This window comes from Methylobacterium sp. J-067, assembly GCF_022829465.1.
Lineage (GTDB): Bacteria > Pseudomonadota > Alphaproteobacteria > Rhizobiales > Beijerinckiaceae > Methylobacterium > Methylobacterium litchii.
Map to the genome: position 1 here is coordinate 1 of NZ_JAKSXZ010000120.1, position 7,013 is coordinate 7,013.

Consider the following 7,013-nt stretch of genomic DNA (forward strand, 5'->3'; position numbering starts at 1 on the left):
AGCCCGTCGTCCAATATCTCGTGAACGGCAACTCCTACTTCAATCCCTTCACCGCCCGGCGGCCGAAGGACGGCTTCTACGGCGGCTTCACCCTCTCCGTGCCCCTCGGCACCCTCCTCGGCCTCGCGCCAGGCTGAGGCCGACACCGTCCAGCGTGCTGGGCGTGCGTTTTGTGGCTTTCAGCCTTCACGCGAGGCCGTGAGCTACGCCGTCCAGCCCGTAAACGACGAGCGTCACCTGTTTTTTGACCGTTGTGTGGGATTGGTTGGCACCGAGTTTGCGACGCCTCCCTGCGTGCGGCCGGCCAGTGGGTCGGAGATGCGGCACGGAGAGGAGTCTGAGGATGAGCAAAGGGTCGATCGACCGTCGCGGGGCGCTGAAGCTGGCGCTCTCGGCTGCAGCCGGCACCGTCGCCATGCCGTTCGTCTCGCGCACCGGCCTCGCCGCCGAGCCGATCAAGCTCGGAAGCCTGCTCGACGGAACCGGAGCCCTCGGCCTCGAAGGCAAGCGGATGATCGAGACGACGGAATACACCGTCGATCTGCTCAACAAGGCGGGCGGCCTCCTCGGCCGGCCGATCCAGCTCATCGCCTACGACACACAATCCTCGATGCAGCTCTACACCCAGTATGCGCAGCAGCTCGCGCTCAAGGACAAGGTCGATGTCATCCAGGGCGGCATCACCTCCGCCTCACGGGAGGCGATCCGGCCGATCTTCGGGCGGTCCAAGACCCTGTACTTCTACAACACGCAGTACGAGGGCGGCGTCTGCGACCGCAACGTGTTCTGCACCGGCTCGACCCCGGCCCAGACCGTCAACCACATCGTCGATTGCGCCCTGAAGAACTGGGGCAAGAAGGCGTACATCATCGCGGCCGATTACAATTACGGCCACATCACCGCGAGCTGGATGACGAAGTTCATGAAGGACGGGGGTGGCTCGGTCCTCGGCACCGACTTCTTCCCCCTCGACGTCACCAACTTCTCCTCGGCCATCAGCCGCATCCAGCAGGCCCAGCCCGATCTCGTCCTGTCGGCCCTGGTCGGCGCCAACCATTCCGGCTTCTACCGGCAATGGGATGCCGCCGGCATGAAGTCCAAGATCCCGGTGGGATCTAGCGTGTTCGGCCTCGGCGACGAACTCACCACGATGGACCCCTCGACCACGAACGGGATCATCACCTGCTACGGCTGGTACAACAACCTCGACACGCCCGCGACCAAGGCCTTCGTCTCCGGGATGCAGGCGAAGTTCGGCGCGGACGTCACCGACCTGAGCGAACTCGATACCGCCACCTATGACGGCATCATGCTCTGGGCCGAGGCGGTGAAGAAGGCCGGCTCGATCGAGCGTGACAGGGTCACGGCCGCCCTGGAAAGCGGCCTCTCCATCGATTCGCCGACCGGAAAGGTCACGATGGACGGGGCGACCCATCATACGATCCGCAACACGTATCTGGCCGAGCCCGAGAACCGGAAGTGGAAGATCCTCGCGACCTTCCCGGATTCCTTCCCGGCCGACACCGGCGGCGCCTGCGATCTCATCAAGACTCCGCGCACCAACAAGCAGTTCACCCCGGATCTCAAGGGCTGAGCGCGATGGATCTCGTCGGCCTGCTCGCGTTCAACGTCCTCACCGGCATCGCCACCCTGATCCTGATCACGCTCGGGCTCGGCGTGATCTACGGGATGATGCGCATCATCAACCTCGCCCACGGCGAGCTCATGATGCTCGGCGCCTACACGGCGGTCATGGCGACCGGGGCGGGGGTGAACATCTGGATCGCCATGCTGGTCCTGCCGCCCCTCGTGGTCGGGCTGATCGGGTTGATCCTGGAGCGCACCGTCATCCGCTTCCTCTACGGGCGGATGATGGACACGATGCTCGCCACCTGGGGCATCAGCCTCGGGCTGATCGGGCTCGTCACCACCCTCTACGGCAACGTGGTGCGCGGGGTCTCGACCCCCGTCGGCAGCTTCGACATCGGCCGCTACGGGGCGAGCCTGTACAGCCTCGTCATCCTCGTGACGGCGTTGTCCGCCCTGGCGGCGATGTTTCTGCTGCTGCGGTTCACCAAGTTCGGGCTGATCCTGCGGGCGACCATGCAGAACCCGCGCATGGCGGCGGCCCTCGGGGTGCAGCCCAGCCGGATCTACATGGCGACCTTCGCCCTCGGGGCGGCGCTCGCGGGCCTCGCGGGGGGCGTGCTGGCACCGATTTCCGGCGTTTCGCCGGCCATGGGTGCGGCCTACATCGCCCGCGCCTTCATCACCGTGCTCGGCGGCGGCCCGGCCATCATCACCGGCACCGGTCTCGCCTCCACCCTGTTCGGGTCCATCAACGAACTCGTCTCGTTCAAGACCACGCCGGTCATCGGCGACGTCGCCCTCCTGACCGCCGCGATCCTGCTGATCCGCGTCCTCCCGCAGGGCATCACCGGCCGCTACCTGAGGCGCAGCCTATGAATCCCGCTTTCCCCTCGAACCGGGCCTCCGCCCTCGGGTTCCTCGCGACGCTGGCCTTCGGCCTCGCCATCCTGTTCGGGGCGCCGCACGTCCTCGACACGTTCGGCCTCGTCCAATGCACCGGCTTCGCGGCGCTGGCGATGTTCGGCCTCTCGCAGGGCTTCGTCTGGGGCTTCGCGGGGGTGATGTCCTTCGGGCAGGCCGCGTTCCTCGGTCTCGGCGGCTACGCCTACGCCGTCTCGGTGATCAACATGGGCGACAGCAGCATCCCGGTGCTGCTGTCGATCCTGGTGCCGATGGCCTTCGCCGGCCTGCTCGGCTACTTCATGTTCTACGGCCGCATCAGCGACGCCTATATCGGCGTCATCACGCTGACCGTGTCGGTGATCCTGTTCCAGCTCGTGAACGCCACCTCCGGCAGCCAGTACCGGATCGGCGCGGCGGAACTCGGCGGGTTCAACGGCATCCCGGCGATCCCGGCGCTCAACGCCCCGGGCCATCCCGACGAGCCCCTCGACCTGGAGGGCATCTGGTACGCCGCCATGGGCGCGCTGATCCTCGTCTACGCGTTCCTGCGGGCGGTGCTCGCCGCCCGCCTCGGCCAGGTGATCGTGGCGATCCGCGAGAACGAAACCCGGGCGCAGCTCATCGGCTACGATCCGCGGCTCTACAAGCTCATCGCTTTCATGCTCGCGGCGGGCGTCGCGGGCCTGGCGGGGTGCCTCTACGCCAATTGGGGCGGCTTCATCAGCCCGACCGTGTTCGCGCTGCCGATGTCGGCCCAAGTCATCATCTACGTGCTGGTGGGCGGGCTCGGCACCCTGGTCGGGCCGATGCTCGGCGCCGTGCTGATCCAGGCGCTGATCATCGCCGCCGGGAGCCAGACCCTGGTCGATTCCAACCTCGGCCTCGGGATCGTGCTGGTCGGCTTCGTCCTGCTCGTGCCCCAGGGGTTGCTGCCGGTGGCGCGGGGCGCGGCCCTGCGCCTCGTGGAGCGGGTCCGCGCGCCACGGCCGGGCAAGGCGGCCGACACCCTCGTCACGGAGAGCGCGCGATGACATCCCCCGGCGCATCCCTCCGCCCGCTCATCGAAGCGCGCGGCGTCACCATGCGCTTCGGCGGCGTCACCGCCGTGGCGGATGTGGACTTCACCCTCGGCGAGGTCGAGCTACGCTGCCTCATCGGCCCGAACGGCGCCGGCAAGAGCACGTTCTTCAAGATCCTCACCGGGCAGCTCAAGCCGAGCGAGGGCAAAATCCGCCTGCGCGACACCGACATCACCGGCGCCGAGCCCCATGCGATCGCGCGCCTCGGCGTCGGGATCAAGACGCAGGTGCCCAACGTCTTCAACGGGCTCACGGTCCACGAGAACGTCTTCGTCGCGGCCGGGCGGCGCAAGTCCGCCGCCCGCACCCGCGCCATCGTCGAGGAGACCCTGACGCGCCTCGCCCTCACGGGAATCGCCGGGCGGATCGTCGGCCAGCTTGCGCACGGGCAGCGGCAATGGGTGGAGATCGCCACCGTGCTCGCCCAGGAGCCGGAACTGATCCTGCTCGACGAGCCCGCCGCCGGCATGACCCATGACGAGGTCCACCGCACGGCGGACTTGATCCGCGAGATCAACCGCACCCATGCCCTCATCGTCGTGGAGCACGACATGCCGTTCATCCGCATGATCGCGAAGACCGTCACGGTGTTCAACCAGGGCCGCATCCTCGTGGAGGACAGTGTGGACAAGGTGCTGGCCGATCCCCGCGTGCGGGATGTCTATCTCGGCAAGCAGGCGGCCTGACATGGTGGCCGCCGCTCCGCCGCTCCTGTCCGTCGAGGGCCTGCATTCCGGCTACGGACGCATCCCGATCCTCGACGGCGTCGCCCTTTCCGTGCGGGCGGGCGAGTTCGTGGGCATCCTCGGCCATAACGGCATGGGCAAGACCACGCTGCTGCGGACCCTCATGGGCTACCTGCCGGCGACGGCTGGCCACGTCCGCTTCGAGGGCGCCGACATCACCCGGCGCAGCCCCACCGCGCGGGCGCAACTCGGTATCGGCTACGTGCCGCAGGGGCGCGAGATCTTCCCCGCGCTGAGCGTCCACGAGAACCTGCGCATGGGTTGCCTTCTCGCCAAGCGCGGCGAGGACGAGACCATCGCCGACATCCTCACCACCTTCCCCCGCCTGAAGGCCTATCTCAACCGGCCCGGCGGCGCCCTGTCGGGGGGCGAGCAGCAACTCCTGGCGCTGGCCCGCTGCCTGTGCGGCGACCCGCGCATCCTCCTCCTCGACGAGCCGACCGAGGGCATTCAGCCCTCGATCATCGAGGAGATCATCGAGACGCTGCAGCGGATCGGGCGCGAACGCGGCATCGCCCTGCTCCTCGTGGAGCAGAACCTGAACTGCATCGCCGGGCTCTCCGAACGGATCCTGATCCTCCAGAAGGGCACGATCACCCGCGAGGTGCCCCCCGAGGTCGCCCGCGACCGCGCCCTGATCGACGAGTTCGTCGGCATGGCCTGACGGGCCCGGCCGTCGCATACCCCCAACCACCCCAAACCCGGAGCCCCGTGATGGACGCCGCCGAGACCGATGCGCTCGCCCTTTCCGATCTGCTCGTGGAAATGACCGTCGCCGACGCCCAGGCCGCCTTCGCCCGGGGCGTGACCGCCGAGGCCCTGGCCCGCGCGTTCCTCGCGCGGATCGAGACCTACAACCCCCGCTACAATGCCCTGATCTTCCTCAACCCCAACGCCCTTGACGAGGCGCGGGCGATCGATGCCCGCCGGGCCTCCGGCGAGGCCTTGGGGCCGCTCGCGGGGGTGCCGGTCGTCATCAAGGACACGATGGACGTCGCCGGGCTGCCGAGCACGGGGGGCTGGCACTTCCTCTGCTCGAAGGCCGGCGGCACCGACCTGATCCCCGGCACCGACGCGCCCGTGGTGGCGCGGATGCGGGCGGCGGGCTGCGTCATCCTCGGCAAGACCAACGTGCCGGTGCTGAGCGCCACGGGCAGCCACGCCAACGACAGCTGGGCCGGGCCGACCCTGAACGCCATGGCGCCGGACCTCCTGCCCGGCGGATCGAGCGCGGGCACCGCGACGGCGGTGGCCGCGAGCCTCGCGGTGCTGGGCCTCGCCGAGGAGACCGGCGGGTCGATCCAGAACCCGGCCTCCGCGCAGGGTCTCGTCGGCATCAAGCCGACCTTCGCCCTGGTGCCCAATGCGGGGGTGATCCCGCTGGCCGGCAGCACCCGCGACGTCGTGGGGCCGATCGCCCGCTGCGTGCGCGACGCCGCGCTCACCCTGGATGCCCTGGCGGGCTACACCGCCGCCGACCCCAAGACCGTGGCCGGCATCGGCCGCCGTCCGAAGGGCGGCTACGTCTCCGCGCTGTCCGAGACCGCCCTGCGGGGGAAGCGGCTCGGCCTCTACGGGCCGGGCTGGCGCGACCGGCCGCTCTCGGCGGAGACGACCGCCCTCTATGAGCGGGCGCAGGGGGAGATCGCGGCGCGCGGCGCCACCCTTGTCGCCGATCCCTTCGCTGGCAGCGGCTTCGCGGCGATCGGCCAGCCGGTGCCGGACCTCGACCATTACGATGCCCGCGGCATCGAGAGCGTGCTGTTCGATCTGCAGGCGTACCTGCAACGGCTCGGCCCCGACGCCTCCCTGCGGACGCTCGCGGAGTTCACTGCCGCCACAAAGGCCGAGGACCCCTTCGCCAAGGGCGGCGTGCTCGACTGGATGAACGATGTCCCATCCTTCGCGCCCTGCCTCACCGACCCGCTCTCGCCCCCGGACCTGTCCGACTTCCTGGCCGCGCGGGAGGGATACCTCGACCTCTTCGCGGCCGTGATGGACGAGCATCGCCTCGACGCCCTGGTCTTCCCGCAGATGCGCGACACCCTCCCGTCCCTGCACGGGACGGAGACGATCCATGAGACGACCGTCAGCGAGATCAACATCGCGGGCCTGCCCGGCGTGGTGATGCCCGCCGGCACCTTCGCCTCGGGGGCGCCCTTCTGCCTGATCTTCGTCGGGCCGCTCTGGAGCGAGGCCGACCTCCTGGCGCTTGCCTACGATTACGAACAGGCGACGCGCCACCGCACCGCGCCGGCCCTGTCGGCCTGAAGCCCCTAGGCGCCGGGCAACGCGGCCTCGTCCCGCCGGAGCCCGACGCCGCTGAGTCGCTGCGCGAACATGGCCCGCAGCAACGCCTCCATCTGCGCGGCCGCCGCCTCGATGGAGAGGCCGTCCTGCCGGATGTTGGAGATGCAGTTGCGCCGGGAATCGGGCAGACCGGGCTCCGGCGAGAAGGTGACGTACAAGCCGAGGCTGTCCGAGGCCGAGAGGCCCGGCCGCGCGCCGATCAGCACCACCACCGCCCGCACCTGCAGCCGCGCGCCCTCGGGATCGCCGAGCGCCACCCGCTCCTGTGTCGCGACGACGAAGGGCGCGAGGCTCCAGCCGGCCCGCTTCACCCGCGCCGCCAGCGCCGCCGCCGCCGGCACCGCGTTGAGGGCGACCGCCGTCGCGGAGAGCCCGTCCGCGATGA

7 protein-coding genes are annotated in these 7,013 nt (G+C 69.5%); 6 read left to right on the plus strand and 1 reads right to left on the minus strand.

Going from position 1 to position 7,013, the window contains the following annotated elements; translation table 11 throughout:
- Nucleotides 1-343: 343 nt before the first annotated feature.
- The 6 genes from MKK52_RS17370 to MKK52_RS17395 are packed head-to-tail and all read left to right on the plus strand — an operon-like array spanning nucleotide 344 to nucleotide 6,589.
- Nucleotides 344-1,594 (plus strand): ABC transporter substrate-binding protein, encoded by a 1,251-nt coding sequence (locus tag MKK52_RS17370; RefSeq protein ID WP_243955913.1) that lies wholly within the window; start codon nucleotides 344-346, stop codon nucleotides 1,592-1,594.
- Between the two features lie 5 nt (nucleotides 1,595-1,599).
- Nucleotides 1,600-2,466: a branched-chain amino acid ABC transporter permease gene (locus tag MKK52_RS17375; RefSeq protein ID WP_243955914.1), complete on the plus strand. Its 867-nt coding sequence runs from the start codon at nucleotides 1,600-1,602 to the stop codon at nucleotides 2,464-2,466.
- Nucleotides 2,463-3,524, plus strand: coding sequence for an ABC transporter permease subunit (locus MKK52_RS17380; protein ID WP_243955915.1), 1,062 nt, complete (start codon nucleotides 2,463-2,465; stop codon nucleotides 3,522-3,524). Before MKK52_RS17375 ends, MKK52_RS17380 begins: the two co-directional genes overlap by 4 nt.
- A complete protein-coding gene (locus MKK52_RS17385) occupies nucleotides 3,521-4,258 on the plus strand; it encodes an ATP-binding cassette domain-containing protein (RefSeq protein ID WP_243955916.1) in 738 nt (245 codons plus the stop codon). Before MKK52_RS17380 ends, MKK52_RS17385 begins: the two co-directional genes overlap by 4 nt.
- Nucleotide 4,259: 1 nt before the next feature.
- Nucleotides 4,260-4,982 (plus strand): ABC transporter ATP-binding protein, encoded by a 723-nt coding sequence (locus tag MKK52_RS17390; RefSeq protein WP_243955917.1) that lies wholly within the window; start codon nucleotides 4,260-4,262, stop codon nucleotides 4,980-4,982.
- Nucleotides 4,983-5,032: 50 nt separating this feature from the next.
- Entirely contained in the window at nucleotides 5,033-6,589 is a 1,557-nt protein-coding gene (locus MKK52_RS17395; RefSeq protein ID WP_243955918.1) for an amidase, read from the plus strand.
- Between the two features lie 5 nt (nucleotides 6,590-6,594).
- Here the strand turns inward: MKK52_RS17395 and MKK52_RS17400 are convergent.
- On the minus strand, nucleotides 6,595-7,013 hold a 419-nt coding region (locus tag MKK52_RS17400; protein ID WP_243955920.1), incomplete at its 5' end, for an ethanolamine ammonia-lyase light chain EutC.

Coding starts and splice junctions, on each gene's coding strand:
- MKK52_RS17370 (WP_243955913.1), top strand. CDS start 344: ATGAGCAAAGGGTCGATCGACCGTCGCGGGGCGCTGAAGCTGGCGCTC.
- MKK52_RS17375 (WP_243955914.1), top strand. CDS start 1,600: ATGGATCTCGTCGGCCTGCTCGCGTTCAACGTCCTCACCGGCATCGCC.
- MKK52_RS17380 (WP_243955915.1), top strand. CDS start 2,463: ATGAATCCCGCTTTCCCCTCGAACCGGGCCTCCGCCCTCGGGTTCCTC.
- MKK52_RS17385 (WP_243955916.1), top strand. CDS start 3,521: ATGACATCCCCCGGCGCATCCCTCCGCCCGCTCATCGAAGCGCGCGGC.
- MKK52_RS17390 (WP_243955917.1), top strand. CDS start 4,260: ATGGTGGCCGCCGCTCCGCCGCTCCTGTCCGTCGAGGGCCTGCATTCC.
- MKK52_RS17395 (WP_243955918.1), top strand. CDS start 5,033: ATGGACGCCGCCGAGACCGATGCGCTCGCCCTTTCCGATCTGCTCGTG.